Raw genomic sequence first — 21,177 nt, 5'->3', positions numbered from 1 at the left:
CGCCGATTGCCTCTTTCTGCGCTCGCCTTACGGCTAAGGGTAAGTCCAAAATGTCTGTCATTGGGGCGGTCATGCACAAGCTATTGCGACAGGTCTTTGGTGTTCTCAAGTCTCAGCGTTCTTTCGACCCAAATTTTGTCCAAATTCCCTCTTGACTTTTTGGTACTCAAGACAGTATCTACATGAGCTAACCAAGAATGGTTGTACATGGGCAAATCTACCCCATGATTTGCCACCATATTCGACAGTTTATTTCTACTTTCAAAGATGGACAAAAATAGGAGTTATAGCCGAAATCAATCACCAGATAAGCGAACAAGTAAGATTGGCGGATGGACGGGAAGCAACACCGAGTCTAGCCAGTCTTGACAGTCAAAGTGTTAAAACAATGGACAGTGCAGGTAGTCGTGGTATTGATGGTGGTAAAAATGTTAAGGGTCGCAAACGATTCATCATGGTTGATACGTTGGGTTTAGTCTTCGGCGCTCTCGTATGCCCAGCCAACATTGGGGAGAGAGCAGGGGCGAAGAGACTATTAGCAAGTTTGAAGTATCCACTGAGGCGATTACAAAAGATATTAGTTGACAAGGGATTCTCTGGCGAGGACATCACCCAGTGGGTTAAAGACCACTTTAATTGCACTTGGGAAGTCAGCAAACGGGCTGAAACACAAAAAGGTTTTGTTGTTGAATCAAAGCGTTGGGTCGTAGAGAGAACCTTCGCTTGGATAGGCAAATATCGCAGACTTAGCAAGGACTATGAATTTTATGAGAATACCTCGGAGTCGTTTATTTACATAGCTTTGATCCGCAAAATGCTTAAAAATCTTACTGCTGTCAATTCTTAAATGCTTTCTTAGATAAATCACGAATTGACAGATCTTTTTATCAGAAAAGCGCCTTTTGCCGCGTACCCAATAGTCCAACATCCGAAACGGAATTTGCGGGTCAGCTTTGGTTTGAAATTCTAAATGTAGTAGCAAACCTTCAGCTTCCAACAAAATCAAACTATCAGCACGAATTGGCTCAACCGCTAACTCTTGAGGTTGGACTTGAGTAAGCGGAATTGGCTCACCGAGCAGCCATGAAGCCATATCGGTAGAATAGGTTTCGGCAAGAAATTTGCAAATATTGTCAAACATTGACTGATTTTATCATCAGAATATGAGAAGCGCCGCTTCTCACTATTTGGGCTTTATCCAACCAACTGCACAGTGGAACCTTCCTCTCCCTTCGATACTTCAATCAATGTATTAAAGGCTTCCTTCATTTGTGGCATATGGGTAATTACCAAGATGCATTCAAAATCGGGCGCGATCGCATTAATAGCACTGACAAGGCGATCGCATCCCAAGGGATCTTGACTACCGAAGCCTTCATCGATAATGAGGGTTTGCAAAGTACTGCCTTTGCGTTGAGCAAGCACACGGGAGAGGGCAAGCCGCACGGCAAAGTTAATCCGAAAGGCTTCTCCGCCCGAATAGGTTTCATAGGGTCTCGTTCCCTTAGTATCGGCAATTTCAATATCGAGGGTTTCGATGATGCGATCGCTTTTTTTGCCAGATTTTTGGGTGATGAATCGCACGTTTAATTGGCGATCGCTTAATTGAGCGAGAATTTGATTAGCTTCTACTTCAATTTGGGGCAGTACATTTTCCAACATGAGAGCTTGAATGCCATTTTTGCCAAAGGCTTGATAAAGCTCGGTGTGGATGCGTTGACGTTGACGGGCTACTTCGATTTGAGTGAGGGTTTCTTGTTCGCGTTGACGACTTAGCTCTAGCTGTTGTTGGGCTTGCTGGAGACTACCAATTTGGGCTAGCAGTAAATCCATTTGCGATCGCCAATTTTGTAAATTTTGTCGCAAGGAATTAATTTCCTGTACATGATTGCCATGTACAGCTTGGATTTGTGACTGGAGTTGAGATATTTGAGTAGTAATGTTTTGTAATTCTTGTTGATTAGCGCTTTGAGTTTGTTGTAAATGCTCAACCTGTTGCTGAAGTTCGGGATATTCCTGCTCGGCACGAGTGAGCTCTTGATAGCGCAGTAAGGACGGAGTTAGCTCTTGTTTTTGGGCGCGGAGTTGTTGATGGCGGTCAGGTTCATAAGCCAGTTGTATAAGAGCGCGATCGCATTGTTCGAGTTCATGCTGTACTTCTAAATCAATGAGATTTTTGGTGAGACGATCTTGCAATTGGTTGATTTTTGTTTGTAAATCGGGAATTTTTTGGGATAAATTATCGGCTTGACGCTGAGCATTTTTTAATTCTGACTGCTTGATTTCTGCCCAGCGCCAACGCTCGACATCACCACGGGCGAGCGCATGATTTTTTTCATCGTAGGCGAATTTATGAATATTCTTATCAATTAATTCCATCTCCTCCCATGCTTCACGCATATAGTTTTGAGTTTGGAGGCGATCGCCTAAATCCACAATCTCTGCATCAATGAGGACTAGTCTTTGCTGTGCTTCCGCGATCGCCTTCAGTCGCTCCTGCAAAGTCCCCTTACGTTGAATCAAGTCATTTAACGGTGCGAGTTCCTTTTTTAAAACGCGATACTCTTCACGTAAAACTTCAATTTCACAATTGGATGCAGCTTGCTGTTCCTTTACTACCCAGATATCTGCTTGCAGATCGCGAGATTCTTGTTTGTGTTTTTTCTGGACTAGTTGCCAATGCGACTCATCGAGTGGGCGATCGCAGAGGGGACAAGGCGCGTTTGGCACAGTTAGCTGACGCATTTTGGCTTCTAGTTTATTAAAAGCAGCTTCACTATCCGCCAATCGCGTTTTTAAGCGTTCCAAAAAATCACGGCGTTCTAGTCCTTTCTCATGGACACGCTGTTGATAGACTTGCTTATTTTGCAATAAAACAATTTGCCGATCTAGCTCCTTCGCATTGATGAGTAATTGATCGTGATTTTTGACTTGTAAATATAACTGTTCGCGTTTAGAAACTAATTCATCTAGTTTTGCCGCAAGTTTTGTCTGCTCCCGTTCTAATTGATGCTTAAGAAGCTGATGACGATGCACTAGCGGTGTGGATTGAGCATGGAGGCGATCAAACTCCTGCAATATTGCCCTTGCTTTGTGCAATTCGGCGATCGCCGCTTCGATCTCTGTAGCACGACTGAGAATCCCTTTTAAGTCACTTTCCTGCTGCACTAGAGACTCTAATTGCGCTTGGTAGTGCCTTAACTGTCCCTTGAGTTCACTTTGCAAACTCGCGAGTTTATGACTAAATTCGCCTCGCCGATCGCAAAGATGTTGGTATTTCTGAAACTTACGCTCTAATTCTGATTCCTGTGTAGATAGCAATTGATAGCGCTCATAGTTTTGCAAAATCTGCGATCGCGTTGCTATACATAACTCTAATTGCTGTAATTGTCGGCGTTGACTAGAGAGTTGTCTATCGATTTGAGAAAGACTGCTGGTAACCGTAGCTTGTTGCTGTTGTTGCCAAGTTAGCTGCTGCGAAAGGTTTTGGTATTGTTTCTGCAAATCTTCCACCACTTGCAATCGGGCGCGATCGCGACTTTCCCATGCTTGCAACTCGACTAATTGCGATCGCAAAGTTTCTAGTTGCGGCGCGATCTTTTCTCCATCTTGAATTTGCTCCCGCAGATGTACCAGCATATTCTCTAAAACTGCCGACTCACCTTTGCTAGTTCGCGCAATATCTTTGGCTCGTTCCGCCAACTCGTCATACTGCGACAGCGACAGCATATCCGCCAAAATCTGCTTGCGATCGCTAGGACGCTTCAGCATAAATTCATCGGCGCGACCTTGACGCAAATATGCCGAATTAACGAAGGTTTCATAATCCATTTTTAGGTGCGAAATGATGGTCTGCTGCGTGGATTGCACCTTCCGCTCAGTCAAGGATTTAAATTTTCCTTCACTCTGCACCTGAAATTCCAAAGAAGTTGAACTATTGCGCGATCTGGTTCTGATGATCCGATAGACTTCACCACCTGCGATAAAAGTGAAGTCTACTTGTACCTCCTTAGAACCTACATGAATTACATCATCTTGGCTTGCCACACGGCTTACACCCCAAATCGCCCAAGAAATCGCCTCTAATAAAGAAGACTTTCCCGCCCCATTAGCGCCACAAATACAAGCAACATGTAGCCCGCTAAAATCTAAGGCTAATTGTTGATAGCTCAAGAAATTTTTTAATCGTAATTTCTGAGGGATCATACTGTCCTGTAATTTGGTGTATCAGAAAGTTTCTGATCGAGTTATACTAATTGTTATTTAATTATCATAATAATGTATTATCTAACAAGAGTTTAGCTCTTAATAGGCGTGGTATAACCAATAAAAGCTGAGAGCGTTATGGAAGTATGGGAAGAAATTAGCCGCCAAAGAGTAAAGTACATCGTCGATAGCTATCAGTTAGATGGCAATGACGATGAAGATTTTTATGAATATTTAGAAGATTTATTACAAGCCTATGCGCCGCCTCAAATTGAATTAGCGCTTGTAGAAGTTTTAATCGAGAGTTGGCGATTTACGCCGATGATGCGCGGGGTTATGTTTCTCAAGCGATCGCATGATCTGCTAAAAAGCTGGGAAAGTAGTCCAATCGCTCCCCATGTCTCTCCCACACATTTTCGTCTAATTACAGGTTTAGATCCCACACCAGTATTTGGTACTGGATTTATGCAACCAAGCAGAAGTGTATTCTCTACAATTTAAGTTGAGTTAAGTTTTCCAAAGTTAAGACTTACACAAAAAACGAAATGTAGTGGCAATTCATGAGTAGTGGCAATTCATGAATTGCCACTACTCATGAATTGATGGTCTCAAGTCATTTTTGTGTAATTCCTAAACTTGTAAAACTTCTTCAATACTCTAATAATTTGCCATTTTGCTATTCCAAAATCAAAAGACAAGAGGCGGCGCAAAGCGCCGCCTCTTGTCTTTTGATTTTGGAATATTTTGTGCTGTTTCCTTTGCCATACTTCGCACTAAGAAGTAGCTAAGAATAATCAATTATAAAGCAAACCCATAAAGTTGTAACCCTGCTGATTGTAACTTTACGGGTTTTGGCAATTGATTTTGTATAGGTACTTATAAAAAATAAAACCTTAGAAAGTAGGGTTTTGTAACACTTTCCAAAGTTTTATATGGTTTGATTAATTGAGTATTGGCATCCTCCCAAACCCTAACCATATTCTTACAATAGCCTTTGTCTTTGTGAGTTAAAATAGACTCAGAGTAATGACTATTCAATGAACTTTTCTTCTTCAATTGCAAGATTGCTACATAAATTTTTTGACGATAAATCTAAAAATAAATTTCAGCATAAACTCAACCTGAAATATTTGTTTGTATTTTTATTGTTTGGAACTCTGGGGTATTTAGGGAATTATTGTCGGCTACCTTTATTTTTTGGTGTTGACTTTTTGTTTGGTAGCATTTTTATCCTGATCGCTACTTATTTCTATGGAACCACGATGGGGGTCATGGTTTCTATTGTCGGTAGTTCTTATACATATTTTCTATGGGGACAGCCCTATGCCGCAGTGCTATTGATTTTAGAAAGCCTATGGGTAGGTATAGGGTTGCGTTATCAGGAAAAGCGTCAGCGATCGCGCAACATGGTTATGCTAGTCCTAACCTACTGGTTATGTCTAGGTACACCATTATGTTTTATTTCTTATTTTTTCTTTCTCAAATTTGGATTTAGTTCAGTTGTTCTAGTTGTCCTTAAGCAAGTAATTAATGGCTCCTTTAACGCTCTGATTGCCACTCTATGTATTAGCTACTTACCCATAGGACAATGGTTGCATCAAGGAAAAAGCGATCGCCAACAACAGACCATCCAGCAAATGCTGTTTCATCTATTGTTAGCCTTTGTATTTATCCCGCTTCTCACGATCTCCATTTTGACAGGGCATCACTCTTTACAAAATATTAACCAAGATATTACAAGGCAATTACAGTCTAGTGTGTCATCCCTAAACATGGATCTAAAATTTTGGCATCAGCGTAATATAAAGACTTTGCGAGAACTAGCCTCTATTGGATCTGAGGAGAATAACTTAGACCGATTACAGTTTGCCACTACAGCATTAGGAAAAGTTACGCCTTCATTTCTGTCTATTTACACAACAGATGTTGAAGGGAAAATCTTGACAGCATTTTCTCGTACTTCCGATACAAATACAGACAGTCTTAGTCAAACTATGGCTAAGACTGATGTATTTCAGCAGGTTAAATCTACTTTCAGCACTACCTTTGGGGATATCCACATTGATAAAATGACATCTAAGTCACATATTGATGTTGCTGTTCCCATATTTAAAGACAATCGCTTTAATGGTCTCGTTATTGCGGCTCTGGACATTTCTCATATCCAAGATTTTTTAACAGAGGAAGCGAAAACATGGAAAACAGAGGCTTTTTTACTGGATCGTCATAAAAAAATAATTGCTACTACTTCTCCAGATTTTCTATCGGGACAATTTTTTGACTTGCACCAAGGGGGTAATATTATCGCTTTTGGAAATGATCAGATTCAATGGTTTCCAAAGCTCAAAGGTGCAGCAGCGATGACCCGCTGGCGCAAGTCTTATTATCTACAGGAAGTATCGATTAATAATGAGATACCTTGGAATCTAGTTGTACGTTTATCACCAGTTTCGTACATTGACACGCTTGAGGCGCTACATACTAAAATCCTTTTGATTATTCTTGCCATTATCTTGCCAGCCACAATTGTGGCAAATTGGCTAAGCCGTAGTTTTGCCAAGCCGATCGCCAAGTTAATGAGACTAACTACAGATCTGCAACAAACTCCATCAACGGACAATGATTTTACTTGGGATACTAGCAATCTGAAGGAAATTGATACTCTCGGCTATAACTTTCAAGTTATGGCGATCGCACTTAAAGAGAAGTTTCAAGAAATTGAGCAGACAAATCAAAGTTTAGAACTACGCATCCAAGAACGAACTGCTGAACTTCTTAAAAGTGAAGAGCGTTGGCAATTAGCTGTCCAAGCTGCTGATGATGGTATTTGGGATTGGAATCTGGAAACAGGCGTAGTATTCCGTTCTGAACGTTGGCGCACAATGCTCGGTATAGGTAGCAATATTGATAATGAGCATCCAGTCGAATGGTTAGATCTGATTCATCCTGATGATCGCGATCACCTATTGCAGTCACAGGAAGATTACTTAGCCCATAGAAATCCTCACTATATTACTGAATACCAGATGCGCTGCCAAGATGGCAGTTATAAATGGATCTTAACTCAAGCTAAAGCGCTCTGGAATGAACAAGGTGAACCAGTTCGTCTAGTTGGAACAAATAAAGATATTACTGATCGCAAATTAGCGATCGCCGCCCTCGAAAAGCGGGAAAGCTATCTAGCCATGCTAGTTGAAATTCAACGACATTTGCTTTCCGAAAGTATCAAGAATCAAGAATATGTCGATATTCTGAGATTACTAGGTAATGTGTCTGACTTCTCCAGTATTAAGCTATTTACCTATGACCAAGAGTCATCGGACAAGCCTGATATCAAGTTACACTCTGCTTGGTATGCCCAAAATATTAGTCGTCCTCAGGAATTTGAACAGGCTAGATTTATCCAAATGCTCGTTAGGTGGGAATGGATAGGACACCTTGCAAAAGGTGAAATCATCAATGAGTCCCTATCGACAATTAGCGAAATAGAAAGACCAATTTTGGAATCTAAAAATCTTCGCTCAATTTTAATGATGCCTATAGTTGTTAGTGATAAATTCTGGGGTTTTTTGAGTTTCCATGATTATTTTTGCGATCGCTTACGCGATCCTGTGGAAGTAAGTCTATTAAGAGTTTCAGCTTCTTCTTTGGCAATGCATCTAGAACGCCAGCAAGCAAAGATGGAAATGCTACAAGCAATGGAGTCCGCCCAAACTGCTAACCGTGCTAAGAGTGAATTTCTCGCCACCATGAGTCATGAAATTCGCACACCGATGAATGCGGTGATTGGCATGTCAAGTCTACTGTTAGATTCAGAACTCAATGCTGATCAACAGGAATTCACAGAAATTATCAGGTCAAGTGGAGATAATTTACTCACAATTATTAATGACATTCTCGACTTCTCAAAAATTGAATCAGGCAAATTAAGACTAGATATTCATCCCTTTAATCTACGAGATTGTATCGAAGAATCTCTTGATCTTTTGGCTTCGGCTGCAATTACTAAAGAAATCGAGCTAGCCTACTGCATAGATATTAATGTACCTGAACGAATTGTTAGTGATATAACCCGCCTCAGACAAATATTAGTCAATCTATTTAGCAATGCCGTTAAATTTACAACCCAAGGCTCAGTAACGCTAAGAGTATCGGTACAAGAAGTTGATCCACAACATCAAAATTACCAATTACTATTTGTAGTTACAGATACTGGTATTGGCATTCCTAAAGATCGCTATGTTCGCCTCTTTAAGCCTTTCAGCCAAGTGGACTCATCGACAACTCGCCAATATGGTGGTACGGGGCTAGGACTAGCGATCGCTAATCAATTAACACTCCTAATGGGTGGCGAGATGTCAGTGGAGAGCGAAGTTGGAGTTGGTTCAACCTTTGCTTTTTCGATTTCTACAAGTTCAGACACAACCCAGCTAGTGAATGCAGATTGGGATTCCAGTTTTATAGGGAAGCGCCTGTTAATTCTTGAAGATAATGACGTTAGCTGCGAGAACTTAACTATATTCGCTCAAGCCTTACAAATGGAAGTGATGGTAACAAAATCAAGTGAGCAAGCGATCGCATGGTTACAAAGTGAGCCAAAATTTGATTGGGCAATTGTTGACGCTAGCATCCCTATATCTACTACTAATGCTCAGAGTACTAAGGACAATTGCGCCAAATGTGGTATCAGACAATTAATACGGATGCAATCAAGTTCTCTGCCGATGATTTTGCTTTCCCATCATGTCAGTTGTGAGCTATGTAATCTTGACCCCGTCACAGTATGTCTGAGAAAACCCATTAAGCGATCGCAACTACATAAAGCTTTACTGAAGAATAGTAGTTATCATCCCTTACTTGAAAGCCAATCCAAACTGAAGGATATTTCATTTTTCAATGAAAACTTTGCTACTAGTTTCCCTCTAAAGATTTTACTAGCGGAAGATAATATTGTTAATCAAAAGGTTGCGACTCGGTTTCTCAATCGCTTAGGATATCGGGTTGATGTGGTAGCTAATGGACTAGAAGTTTTAGAGTCAATATCCCGCCAAAAATATGATGTAATTTTGATGGATGTGCATATGCCAGAGATGGATGGATTGACAGCCACAAAAAGAATCGTCGCAGAATTTAGGCAAAAGCCTTGGATTATTGCGATAACAGCTAATGCCGTACAGGGCGATCGCGAGATTTGTCTGGAGGCAGGAATGCAAGATTATGTCAGCAAACCGATTCAAATTCAGGATTTGATGCAAGCCTTAGAAAAAGCATATAGTAGTTTGCAATAATGCACTGTGCGAAGCATTATGAACTATCTATGGTTGTGTGATTACCCAATTTAGATAATCCCGATCAACGGCGATCGCAGGTAGCGCAATAACTTCTGGGGTTTCGTAAGGATGTAGCGATCGCAGTCTAGAAGATAATGCTTCATAATTGACTTGCAGAGTTTTGATCAAGACTAAATGCTCAGATTCTTGACATAGTTCACCTTGCCATATGTAAGTAGAAGTCATGCTAGGCATCACCTGTACACAAGCAGCAAGTTTTTCTTCAACCAATATTTTGGCAATATTATGAGCTTGATTGACCTCAGGCATTGTGGTCATTACAACAATTAAAGTTGGTTCGGAGCTTGACATGATTAGTTTTATCGCGATAATACCAAAACACAAAGCAAAGGTCGCGCTTTTCGTAGTCTTTCTTCTAGAAACTTGCATTTACAGAGAAATATAAGCCCGAATCTTGTAAGTTATTACCAGAATTAGAGACATTTACCAAAGGAATTCCATAATCAAGACGCAGTAATAAGTTGCGAATTGGTTGATAGGTCGCACCTAAGCCAATTCCAAATAATGATTGCGTGGTGGAGTTGAGCCCTGACGAGTTCCAAATTGTGCCACCTTCGACAAAAGGTAATAGCTTGATAAGCGATATCCCTTCTTCATTACGTACTATCGGAAATTGCACCTCTACAGAAGCTTGTAGTCCGCTATCACCTGTAAGTTGACCTTGTCGATAGCCACGAATAGACTGAGGTCCACCAATACTAAAACGATTAAGAGATAGTAATTGATTGCCTGAAAACTGCATATTTAGACGCAAAAATGCCAAGGTGTCTTTATCTTCACCCAGTCGTTGCACTCTCAACACTTGACCGCCCCAATACAAGAATCTCCCATCTGGCGAATTATCATTGCGAATCGTTGCGCCCAGAAGATTCAACCCCATATTAAAAGTTGAACTTAACACCCAAGACCCAACTGGATCGCGGCTAAAATAATCTTGGGTGAATCGCAAAACTCTTGACTGCGATCGCCCATCATCAAACTTAAAATTTTGAAAATTAAATGACCGATTGTCAAAATAGGAGCCGCTATTCTCAAAAGCTAAACTAACGCCAAGCGCAAACTCTTCACGGGGCGATCGCATTAAAGGTTGACGGTAAGCTAGCTCATAGGTTTGGGAATCTGTGAGAATATTTAAGCTATTAAAAGGTGGCTCAGTGATCGGGTTTTGACCTGCGGAAAAGTTAAATCCTAGGGTTCCACCTTGAGGATTAATCGGATATTGATAATTAAGTTGATAAACATCGGAGCTACCAGCACGGGTATACCCAACCAGAATTGAGTCGCCGTTACCTGTAAGGTTAAGCTCTTGCAGATTTACGCCAAATCGATAGATTCCTGTGGAAGTATTACCATAGTTATCAAAAAATGGACGAATACTAAAAGATTTAGCTTCACTTAATGTGAGCTGCAAAATGCTTTGATTTGGTTGACTGCCAGTAGTCAAATTAGCTCTAATGTCACCAATTAAGGGATCAGATCTGAGTAATTGCAGCGTATCTTCCAATTGAGCAAAATTGAGAGGTGTTGATCCTGCAATCTGGATGCGATCGCGGATATATTCATCATTTAATCGACCAGCAACATCTCCCGAACGTTTGACATCAATGCGTTCTAAAGATCCCTCTCGCACCTGAATTGTGACCACACCATCTTTAATATCTTGCGGCGCAAGAACAGCACGAGAAGTAATGTAATTACGATCTTGATAAATTTGACTGATTTTATCCGCAACTTCTTGTAACTGCCTAAGCGTAACTGATCTATTTTCTAATGGTGCTACTAGTGTGGCAATTTCTACTGATGTGAGAATTGAACTTCCCACGATCTCAATCCGTTTAACAGGAATCAAGACTTCATTTGGCGATGTTGGCAAAGGTTCGTCTGGCGGACTTGTGGAAGGTGATGATGGAGAAGGAGCGAGAATAGGACTTGTTGGTTTAGCTGGTAACTTTGGTTCTAGAGATTCTGGCGGACGGGTTAATGGCGAAGATATGGAGGGGACTTGAGCGTAGCTAGGTAAGCTAATCCAACTCATGAGTAAGCTGGGTATCAATACAATTAGCCCCTTGCTACTAGACTTGATGCTATAGCTAAGCAAGTTTTGCTTAGGACATAAAACCCCAGAATCGAGTGGCGGCACGAAGCGCCGCCACTCGATTCTGGGGTTTTGGTTTGTACTAGCTAACTCTTTTTTTGCTATACCTTTTAAATTTTGATTCACCTTCACACCTCAAATTAACAATTTGCCCAAATCTTGTTAAACACCTGTTTTTTGTAGCATGGTATCGCCACAAAAAACAGTTTTGCAAAGCCCTAACTTACAACCAATTGCCCACCAAAATAAAAGATGACCAAAAGAAAGGATGTTTGACATCAACATTTTCAGTACCCTTGGGCAAGGCGATCGCTGCTAAGCCATCAACTCCTAAAATTTGATTGTTCACAATCTTGACTTTGCCTTTTAACAGGTCGAGTTGAGCCTGTCTTAAAGCCGTAGCCTTACTAAGCGCATTGGGGAAAGCTTTATAAAAGCTAATCATCAAAGGTGCTGTCCCCACATCGGAAACTGCCCAAAGAGAAGCAAGGATACTTCGCGCACCAGACTCTACTGCTAATCCACTAATACCTAGATTGTTGCCCACGGCAGTTTCACAGGCACTCAAGGTCAACATATCGATTACAGGTTGATCAAACCTGAGGCTAGGAATTTGATGCGATCGCAGCTTACCATCCCAGAATTGAATATAGGAATCCTTAGCTCGATCTTCTAAAAATTGACCATGAGTTCCTAAATGGAGAATTCCATATTTCGTCTTACCCCGTTGCGCTTGCAGGTTGCTGACTGTAAAATCGCGATCTAAAAATGTAGTTCCAGCCAACACCTGCGTACCAATAGTTCTAATTTCAACTTCTACTGCTGGTAATGCACTCAATCCTTCTCTTGCCTCGGTCAGCCCCATTGCTAGAACACGAGTGTTTTGGCGATCGCGTTCTTCGAGCCTCGTTACCCGTAAGGAAGGAATATTTGCTGAAGCATAGCGCTCCACTAAGAACTGTTTGCCATCATGAAGGGCGGCAGGAGGAATCACTCGTAAACCAGAGTCCATCACAAAGACAACCGTTTCAATCTTGAGAGCCTGTAATTGAGCATCAATTGGACGCATTACCCAGTCATAGAGTTTTTGAGCTTGCTCTAAATAGTCCAGTGAACTTGTGTCCCGAAGACTGGCTCGATAATCCGTCAAAACTGTAATAATTTCCTCTTCGTTGGCATAGTTCGTGTAGCGATGAAAAGGCTTGCCCATTTCTTTGGGTGGGATCACCAAAATTTCAATGCGATCATTTAGCATGATCGGATAAATCAGTACAGAAGCACTGCCTGAACGTCTTGAGACATCGCTAAGCAGATCTTGAGCTTCACTAATACTTATTGCTGGTGGTTTAAGACTTTCTCCTAAGAAGATTCCTAGCTCAGAGACATAGGCTTTCTCGATCGCTTGAAATGCTTTTTCTAAGTTTCCTTCTTTTAAGAAGCGATCGACTTCTTTTTTCATTACATCCTTGATTTCAAGCAACTTTTGTGTCTCTGCATCAATGGTAGTGACCCCAACTAAAATCTTGGGTGGCGTGAAGGTCGTTTCCCCTGATGGAGCGATCGATATGTTGCCCTGTGCAAAAATACTTGTGCCAACAGGAATAATCCTACTAAGGGCTAGAGTGGAAGATCCAGTAGTGACGATACCTGCGGTTCCATTAATACTAGAATTGCCAATCACAAATGGATTAAGTCCACCATGTCTCAGAAATATTGAACCACCTGAATTACCGCTATTACTGGCTGTACAAATGCTGGCTCCTGCACAGGCTGTAAACGGACTAGTCACAAATCCCAGCACTCTGATATTGCCTCCAGTTGAGGCTGCGAAAAAATTCCCACCCTGAATCGATCCCGCAGTATTTGCCGAATTAAAAATAATATCGCCAATGGGATCGAGGCTAATATTGCCACCACTACCAAGATCACTGCTGGCATTGAGATTAGTAGTTGTAATACTATTGCGAGCTACAAAAGTAATATTACCGCCATTCCCATTAATAGAACTAGCATCAATATCACCTATAGTAGTGTTAATCGCACCACTTGAACTAGTAACTGAGATTTGACCAGCATTACCAAGTATGAAAGCTCTTGAAGTAAGATTGCTAGTTGTAATATTGCCCAGGGCTTGAAGATTTATAGCCCCTGCATTGCCAGTCTGAGTGGCGACAGTGAGTTCTCCTGCTCTAGTATCAATAGTTCCTAATTGACTAATGAGCGTAATTTGTCCTCCATTTCCTACACCATCACCAGAAGAAGCAAATATATTAGCAGTAGTTATATTATTAGCTGCTCGCAGAAAAACATTTCCAGAATTACCAATATTGGAATTCCCTGCATTTATATCTCCCAAACTAGTATCGATCGCGCCACTTGAACTCGTAAATGAAATCGTGCCAGCCGTACCATTACCACCTACATCAATAAAGGAACCTACAGCAGCTAGTGGAAAAGCTCCAAATCCAGTCCTAATATTGCCTACTGCTTGCAACGTAATGTTGCCACCATTTCCGATGGTAGCAACTGCATGAACTCGCCCAGAGCTAACATCGATCGCACCACTGGTACTTGTTAAGGAAATATTACCAGCATTGCCAACTAGACCACCAGAGTTTGTAGCAATGCTGTATGTGTTGCCAAATGCAGTGAAGGTTCCTGTCGTTTGAATATTTCCACCTGCTTGGATCGCTACACTACCGCCATTTCCAGTGGTAGTAGAGACTGCATTAATGCTATTTAGTCTGACATCTCGACCTGCCGTGAGATTAACATTGCCACTGTTGCCAACAAAAGCATCTGTGCTAAGCGCTCCCACTCCGACAATATCTCGACCTGCGGTAAAGTTAATTGCCCCAGCAATTGTGGAGATATTATCGTTGACATTGATATCTCTTCCTGCCTGAGCCGTTAATCCTATACCAACCTCAGTCATGGCTACTGGAGTAGTAAAGTTGATGTCATTGGTTGCTTGTAATATGACATTCGCTAATGCGGAATTAATGATGATTACATTTATTTCGTTTGTGCCAACATCGGGATCGCTAAACTCATCTACCTGAGTCAAGTTAAAAAATGTACCCGCAGTATTAACAATATTAATATCAGTCGGATCAAGTAATAGAATTCCTGTTTTTCCATTAGGAGCAAAGGTGTTCACGTTACCGCGATAATCAAGGTTCTGTTTACCTGATACTTCCACAAAGCCGCCATCACCTGTCTGAGTTCCACCCTTTGCAAGAATTGAACCTAGAAATCTAGTGGTTTGATCTGCCCAGACGATCGCAGTGCCACCATTTCCACTTAAGAGCGCACTCACATCAATTGTAGAATTGCGATCTACAAAAGTTCTCAACGCATTTGGCGCTATACCATTACCCTGAAAATCTCCACCAATTAGAACTTTGCCACCCCCAAACAATCCAGATGCATCAATCTGAGCATTCACCAATCCTACTTTTTCACCAAAAATCCCAATATTACCAGCCTTTGAATCGGGAGAAGATACATCAACTCTCCCAGATACGATCGCCATCCCATTAGTCACCGCAACATCCGTAGGCGCAGGACTTGAGACTAGAGCCAGAGAGCCATCAGCTTTTACAACTACCTGATTAGCTTCAGGTATCTGACCTGTAAGTAGCCCTGCTAGTCTAGGTAACTCCGTAATCTTGCCATTCCAATTCACAGGAATAGCATTACCTGTCACTTGCAATCCTAAAACCGCGTCGGGCGATCGCAACTCAACTAGGCTATTACCAGCCACAGAGGTTAAGGCTATATTGCCACTAGGGGCTGTCAATGTGCCTGTATTGATGATGCTACCACCAGTGAAGGTGATGGTTTTGCCAGTATCTACGGCTAAGTTACCTTGATTAATAATTCCAGCAGGTTGAGAGACAGCAAAGCGAATTGTTTTCGGATCACCACTAGGAAAGCTGAGAGAATTCTTGTCAACGTTAAAGGTTCCGCTATCAAAGCCTAAGCCTGTACCTGTAGTCGCATGAAAGGAACCACCAATATCTAAACGGGCATTTTGTCCAAATACGATCCCATTGGGATTCATTAAGTAAAGATTGGCATTGGGGAAAGCTTGACGGCTTTCAATTGTTCCTAAAATTGCTGAGGGATTATCGCCTGTAACACGATTGATAATGTTACGAACGTCAGCCCCATTTAATGTAGAATTGCCAGTATTAAAGATTACGCCTGACTGCGGTACGTTAAATTCGCTAAAGCTATGATAAAGATTGCCACCGTTAACTGTACCTGCACCTGTGGGGGCGATCGCATTGCCATTTACTTGAGTCGCAGTACTGCCATCAACTGCAATCTGAGCTTGAGTCGAATTAGCGATACTTAAGGATGCGATCGCGACCAAAATTAGACAAAATCTATTTTTCATTTAACTCATACCAGATTGAAGCTAATTTTAACTACTGTTAGAAAATTGAAGCGCGAACTATTTACAGCTCTTAAAATTGAAAATTATTGAGAAATTCTTTAATTGAAAACTATTAAAGTTAATTCTATCTATATAGAGCATTTAACATCAAATAAAATATTTGTGCAGCAATCTTATTGAAAGTCACATAGCTGTCGCCAAATGTATCAGGACATAAAACCTCAAAGAGAGTTGCGACGCTTCGCTTCGCAACTCTCTTTGAAGTTTTTATTTCTTCCTAACATGGTTGGCGAGAGCTATAAATAGATTATTGAAGATAGTTTAGAAGCTAAAGTACCATAGAGTATCTCAGCCGTAAAGAATTTTTTAATCAGCAATTTTTACTATAGCTGTCGCCATTCTTGTTAGGACATAAAACCCAAATAGTGTGAGGCGGCGCAAAGCGCCGCCTCACACTATTTGGGTTTTAATTTGTCCTGATACAGATGGCTATAGCTATATTTGTTAAACAAAACGTAAAAAATATGCGTTTACTACATATTTTTTAGAAAACAATAGTAATAACTCTGGGTACTGCTTCTGACTGCTTCTGTTTTATAGCGTTTTTCAAGTAAGCGAGGTACAAAGGTTTGTTTCCCTGCCGAAGGCGGGGAAACAAACCCGTACTTCACTAGACTGATAAACGCTATATAAGATTAGGTACTATAAAATATGTAAAGATCAAACTTTGATATTTACATATTTTTTAGAATTCAATATTTAAACATGGGTAGTACATTCGGACAATTGTTTCGCGTCACAACATTTGGGGAATCTCACGGCGGAGGCGTGGGCGCGATCGTCGATGGATGTCCACCACAGCTTGAGCTTAGTGAAGCTGATATTCAAATAGACCTCGATCGCCGTAAACCAGGACAAAGCAAAATCGTTACTCCTCGCCGCGAAGACGATCGCGCTCAGATTTTGTCAGGAGTATTTGAAGGCAAAACCCTTGGCACACCGATCATGATTTTGGTGCAGAACAAAGATGCTCGTAGTCAAGACTATTCGGAAATGGCTGAAAAATTCCGCCCTTCCCATGCTGATGCTACCTATCAAGCAAAATATGGCATTCGCAATTGGCAAGGTGGCGGTAGATCTTCCGCAAGGGAAACAATCGGACGGGTCGCCGCAGGGGCGATCGCCAAAAAAATTCTCAAACAGGCCGCAGGTGTAGAAATCATCGCCTATGTCAGACAAGTTAAGGACATGATTGCATCTGATATTGATCCAAATACAGTCACGATGGAACAGGTGGAAAGTAATATTTTGCGCTGTCCTGATCCAGTTATGGCGGAAAAGATGATTGACTTCATCGACAAAATCCGTCGTGATGGTAATTCTGTTGGCGGTATTGTCGAATGTGTGGCGAGAAATGTACCTGTAGGTTTAGGCGATCCTGTATTTGATAAATTGGAAGCGGATCTTGCCAAAGCAGTGATGTCTTTGCCAGCCAGTAAGGGATTTGAGATTGGTTCAGGATTTGATGGAGTTCACTTAACTGGGCGTGAGCATAACGATGAGTTCTATATGGATGGAGAGCGCCTTCGCACCCGCACTAATAATTCTGGCGGTATTCAAGGCGGTATTTCCAATGGTGAAAATATCATTCTGCGGGTTGCTTTCAAGCCGACAGCGACAATTTTACTAGAACAAAAAACTGTATCAGTGGCTGGTGAAGACACTACGCTCACAGGTCGTGGTCGTCACGATCCATGCGTATTGCCTCGCGCAGTGCCAATGGTGGAGGCGATGGTGGCTCTAGTATTGTGCGATCGCTATCTCACTCAAAAAACCGTTTCTCTATAAAATTTCTATTCTAGTCACGAATTGCGATCGTATATTTTTTGTAAATTGCGATCGCTTGATTTATCTAGGCTAGTCTCAGCCGTTCGGGGGATAGGCTACCGATGTATTCATCAATTTGATGACGAAGTTCTGCTTTGGTCATAAGCTTGATGGTTATTCAAAATTTATAACTGGCTAATAGGGCTATTGTAGGCAATCGCCTAACTAATCACCCCTAATTTAATCGTCATGCTAATTTAAAATAATAAATGTCTCAAGATTTTGCTCATTTGAGAGGATTCAAATCATGACGATTTTAGAAAGAGCGGTGAGTACGATGCAGCAGTTGCCAATTGAGAAGCAGCAAGAGGCTTTAAATTTTATTGAATTTCTGGCTTTTAAGATGGGCGATCGCCAAGTTAAAGATGATTATTCGTTAATTCCTGCTAGGCGATCGCTAGAAAATCTGTATGGTATTTGTGCAGACGATCTGATTATTCTTGATGATGCTGGTATTTCAGAGAGTCTTGATGATGAATTGGTGGGAGCTTTTGACTAGAAATGCTTTATTTACTGGACACGAATGTTTGTGTGGTGTATTTGAATGGTCGGTCGAATGCAGTGCGCGATCGCTTAATTTCTACTCCGATTGAGGATATGGCTGTATGTTCTGTGGTGAAGTCTGAGTTGTTTTATGGTGCAATGCGAAGCAATAACCCAACTAAAACTTTGGAACACCAGCAAGAGTTTTTAGAGCGATTTGTGTCGCTTCCGTTTGGGGATGAGTCGGCGCTTTTGTTTGGTCAAATTCGGGCGCAACTAGCTAGTGCAGGAACTCCTATTGGTGCGTATGATTTGCAGATTGCGGCGATCGCTTTGGCAAATAATCTAACTCTGGTGACACATAATACAAGGGAGTTTGAGCGTGTGGATGGGTTGCAACTTGAGGATTGGAAAGTATAAACCAAGCCTGTGTACTGTATTACAAAGCAAAGAAATTGCAATTACTAGAAGATTGTCAAACTTAAATTTGGGAAATAGTGGTATATTCAGAGTGATATGTAACTGCATTTGAGTAATTTATAGATTCACTCAGTTTTGGTTAGTTATAATAAGTTTTACGGGCAAATAAACATACAATTTCTAACTTACAAAAGTATGAATTCATTAAGTTTCATAAACATTGCAATATTTGCATTGTTATTTGCTGTTAATCCATTTTCCCTTATATCAAAAGTTGAAGCTCAAGACTTAAATACTGACGAACTGAAATCGACTAATTTGGGCTGTACTAATAGTTTAAAAACTGTCTTAGGGGAAAGATCGCCTGATTACTGTACTAGTTCAGAAGCTAATTCTGGAATCTTATTTGATAAATTTGAAGTAACAAGAAATTCAGATAGATCTATCAATCTAAATCTTAGAGTTTTTAACCGAGGTTCTGCGGATGGATTGATTGAAGTTTATGATTCTAGTCAGCGTTTGCAAGACATAAAAATTATTGATGGGAATAGACCACCGACAGGTTTTCTTCAATCTGGTGCTGAATTGTTTAAAGTTCCTGCTTCGCTATTTAGTAGATATCCACTTGGTGATAACAGAAAAAACTTACAAGAGCAGAACATTAGCATTAAGATTCCTGCTGGTGGTTCTATAAAAGTTTCAAAATCAAGCTCTTATGCGTTGAGATACAACACTATAATGTTAGCTATTGAAGTAGCTCAACTTGTCAAGGGGGATTCAGAGTATACAAAGTCTAATTCACGAAAAGAAGTTGTTATCGGGTTTATCAAAGACGCTATCTTTTCAAGAGACTCTAAAGCGGCTATTAATATATTTAAGAGTGAACCAACTACTAATGCTCTTTTTAGTCTTGATTTTATTGACAAAGAGAAGCTGGCTATATTCCTTCAACAGATACTGAAGTATTCTGTTACTATTGAAAACGATCCTTCAAAGAATCCTTTTGTGGGAGCTATTTTCGATATTGGAACTGACTTGGGTAACATTGGAATTGAAATAGCAATTGATTATCTTGGTTTGGGACTTGGTAAGCTTGTTAATGTTAAAGCAATCAGGGTAGGTGGCAGTGGGGTAAACACTTATGCACGAGCAGTTGATTTGTTTAATGCGACTGCATCAGGACAGAAATCAACTGTAACTCTACGAGATGCGAAGAGTTTCAGCACTGGGTTGACCTCTAAATCTTCTGGTAAACATCCTGCTGAAGTAGTAGCCGCTGATTTTTACAATTGGTATATTAATAATCAATATTCTCATCGTGATTTGCTTTACCAGAAAAGAAATTCTTTCACTTCAAATCTATATAGATATTTAGATAGAGCGATTCGCATCAGTAACTTACCTGTTCAACGTAGAAGTGTAACTCTCAATTATGATCTGTTTTCTTTTGCTCAAGTCAGTAGCAACTCATTTAAAGTCGATTCAGTTAAAGTCAAAAATGAAGTTGCTGAAGTGTATCTTACTCTTAGAACTAACCTTAGATCCCAAGTGGTTTCTAACCCACTCAAAATAGTAATTGCAAAAAACGGTGATAGTTGGCAAATTGCAAACATTTTCTATCTTAAATATCCAGATAAGAACTATAATCTTCTATCTGAATTAGTAAAATTTAATGGCAGAACTGAATTCCGAGATATACCCTGATGTATAATTCAGGAAAAACAATTATGCTTGTTTTTGAATTGGCTAATTTCGCTCTATTCTTGAAAAGATGCTTATTTAGTTCGCCAACTTAATTCCGATCAAGTAAAACTTGAGTAGAATTAATCTGAGATTGTGTAGCTTTTATTCCATTGTATGAATCTGAAGGATATTCAGTTCCGTCAAACCGTAATAAAACATCACCTTTCTGTTTTACATTAACCACCAATGTTTTCCAACCGTAATTTTTTTCAGGCAAAACTCGTATTGGCGCTCGCGTAATCCCACTTTCGGAAATAAAAGTAAAGCCACCATTCTCACCTTTATAGATGAGCATGGGACAGCCAGCCATACCACACCAAGACTTATCTCTTAATAAGACAATTGCGTCAGAATTGCCATCGCTATTAAGGTCAGTCAATACATACCTAAATTCTGGGAAATTACGACCTCTACCGCCATAAGCCCCAGTCCTTATAACATCTTCTTTAACATACTCTTTAAGAGCATTTAGCAGAGGTTTTGGAATGTTTTGTGCTTCCAATGATGACGTAAACAAGTAGAAAAAAGCCAAAATAAATAGGAAGTGTTTAGCCATAGATTTTTTACTTTGGAAAGATAACGAAACT

General features: G+C 40.6%; 12 protein-coding genes and 1 pseudogene. 7 read left to right on the top strand and 6 right to left on the bottom strand.

The window, feature by feature from the left end:
- Nucleotides 1–151: 151 nt before the first annotated feature.
- The gene (locus tag H6G05_RS25985) at nt 152–847 is read left to right on the top strand and encodes an IS5 family transposase (protein WP_277874754.1); all 696 of its coding nucleotides are present in this window, start codon (nt 152–154) and stop codon (nt 845–847) included.
- A gap of 3 nt (nt 848–850) precedes the next feature.
- Here H6G05_RS25985 and H6G05_RS25815 read toward each other — a convergent pair.
- Both H6G05_RS25815 and H6G05_RS09520 read right to left on the bottom strand, forming a co-directional pair.
- A pseudogene (locus H6G05_RS25815) lies at nt 851–1,141 on the bottom strand (hypothetical protein); the annotation flags it as partial.
- Between the two features lie 53 nt (nt 1,142–1,194).
- The gene (locus H6G05_RS09520; protein WP_190577949.1) at nt 1,195–4,206 is read right to left on the bottom strand and encodes an AAA family ATPase; all 3,012 of its coding nucleotides are present in this window, start codon (nt 4,204–4,206) and stop codon (nt 1,195–1,197) included.
- A gap of 138 nt (nt 4,207–4,344) precedes the next feature.
- Here H6G05_RS09520 and H6G05_RS09515 point away from each other — a divergent pair, with 138 nt between their 5' ends.
- Together H6G05_RS09515 and H6G05_RS09510 are read left to right on the top strand one after the other, a co-directional pair.
- Complete coding sequence (locus H6G05_RS09515; protein WP_190577948.1) at nt 4,345–4,707, top strand: hypothetical protein; 363 nt, start codon at nt 4,345–4,347, stop codon at nt 4,705–4,707.
- Nucleotides 4,708–5,243: 536 nt separating this feature from the next.
- Nucleotides 5,244–9,494 (top strand): response regulator, encoded by a 4,251-nt coding sequence (locus H6G05_RS09510; RefSeq protein ID WP_190577947.1) that lies wholly within the window; start codon nt 5,244–5,246, stop codon nt 9,492–9,494.
- A 27-nt stretch (nt 9,495–9,521) separates the two neighbouring features.
- Here the strand turns inward: H6G05_RS09510 and cutA are convergent, their stop codons facing one another.
- The 3 genes from cutA to H6G05_RS09495 form a co-directional block, all read right to left on the bottom strand.
- The gene (cutA, locus tag H6G05_RS09505; protein WP_190577946.1) at nt 9,522–9,848 is read right to left on the bottom strand and encodes a divalent-cation tolerance protein CutA; all 327 of its coding nucleotides are present in this window, start codon (nt 9,846–9,848) and stop codon (nt 9,522–9,524) included.
- Nucleotides 9,849–9,912: 64 nt separating this feature from the next.
- Nucleotides 9,913–11,778 carry a ShlB/FhaC/HecB family hemolysin secretion/activation protein gene (locus H6G05_RS09500; RefSeq protein WP_322096345.1) on the bottom strand — a complete coding sequence of 622 codons (1,866 nt, stop codon included), beginning with the start codon at nt 11,776–11,778 and terminating at the stop codon, nt 9,913–9,915.
- A 97-nt stretch (nt 11,779–11,875) separates the two neighbouring features.
- Complete coding sequence (locus tag H6G05_RS09495) at nt 11,876–16,057, bottom strand: CHAT domain-containing protein (protein ID WP_190577945.1); 4,182 nt, start codon at nt 16,055–16,057, stop codon at nt 11,876–11,878.
- Nucleotides 16,058–16,822: 765 nt separating this feature from the next.
- On the opposite strand from H6G05_RS09495, the gene aroC reads away from it, so the two are divergent.
- From aroC to H6G05_RS09475, 4 genes are all read left to right on the top strand, one after another.
- Nucleotides 16,823–17,905: a chorismate synthase gene (gene aroC, locus H6G05_RS09490; protein ID WP_190577944.1), complete on the top strand. Its 1,083-nt coding sequence runs from the start codon at nt 16,823–16,825 to the stop codon at nt 17,903–17,905.
- Nucleotides 17,906–18,191: 286 nt separating this feature from the next.
- Nucleotides 18,192–18,443: a hypothetical protein gene (locus tag H6G05_RS09485; protein WP_190577955.1), complete on the top strand. Its 252-nt coding sequence runs from the start codon at nt 18,192–18,194 to the stop codon at nt 18,441–18,443.
- Nucleotides 18,444–18,445: 2 nt separating this feature from the next.
- A complete protein-coding gene (vapC, locus tag H6G05_RS09480; protein WP_190577943.1) occupies nt 18,446–18,847 on the top strand; it encodes a type II toxin-antitoxin system tRNA(fMet)-specific endonuclease VapC in 402 nt (133 codons plus the stop codon).
- A gap of 195 nt (nt 18,848–19,042) precedes the next feature.
- Nucleotides 19,043–20,551 (top strand): DUF3828 domain-containing protein, encoded by a 1,509-nt coding sequence (locus H6G05_RS09475; protein WP_190577942.1) that lies wholly within the window; start codon nt 19,043–19,045, stop codon nt 20,549–20,551.
- A gap of 88 nt (nt 20,552–20,639) precedes the next feature.
- Here the strand turns inward: H6G05_RS09475 and H6G05_RS09470 are convergent, their stop codons facing one another.
- On the bottom strand, nt 20,640–21,146 hold the full coding sequence (locus tag H6G05_RS09470) for a hypothetical protein (protein WP_190577941.1): 507 nt from the start codon (nt 21,144–21,146) through the stop codon (nt 20,640–20,642).
- Nucleotides 21,147–21,177: the final 31 nt, after the last annotated feature.

The sequence above is a fragment of the Phormidium tenue FACHB-1050 genome, assembly GCF_014696925.1.
GTDB lineage: Bacteria > Cyanobacteriota > Cyanobacteriia > Pseudanabaenales > Pseudanabaenaceae > Pseudanabaena.
Note: the sequence above shows the minus strand (reverse complement) of the source record. Positions and strands in the feature narration are given on the sequence as shown.